Here is a 239-nt window from a genome sequence, read left to right as displayed (position 1 = left end):
CCCCCCCCCCCCCCCCCCCCCACCCCCCCCCCCCCCCGCCTCATTTTTATCTAGGTGACGACGCGTTGCACCAGTGGCAGCTTGATCCCCTTGAGGTCCAGTAGCACCCGTGTAACCTTGAACACCTTGAGGTCCAGTAGCACCTGTCAGACCATTATCACCAGGTGGTCCACTAGCACCCGTAGCACCAATAATACATATAGGTCCGGTAGCACCGGTCGCACCAGAGTAGGAAAAAG

1 pseudogene is annotated in these 239 nt (G+C 59.4%); it reads right to left on the bottom strand.

Going from position 1 to position 239, the window contains the following annotated elements:
• Window positions 1-239: pseudogene (locus tag JDS80_RS31080) on the bottom strand (hypothetical protein); the annotation flags it as partial.

The organism is Bacillus cereus group sp. N8 (genome assembly GCF_016483685.1).
GTDB classification, from domain to species: domain Bacteria; phylum Bacillota; class Bacilli; order Bacillales; family Bacillaceae_G; genus Bacillus_A; species Bacillus_A proteolyticus.
The sequence above is the reverse complement of the archived record's forward strand: the minus strand, read 5'-3'. Positions and strand labels throughout refer to the sequence as shown.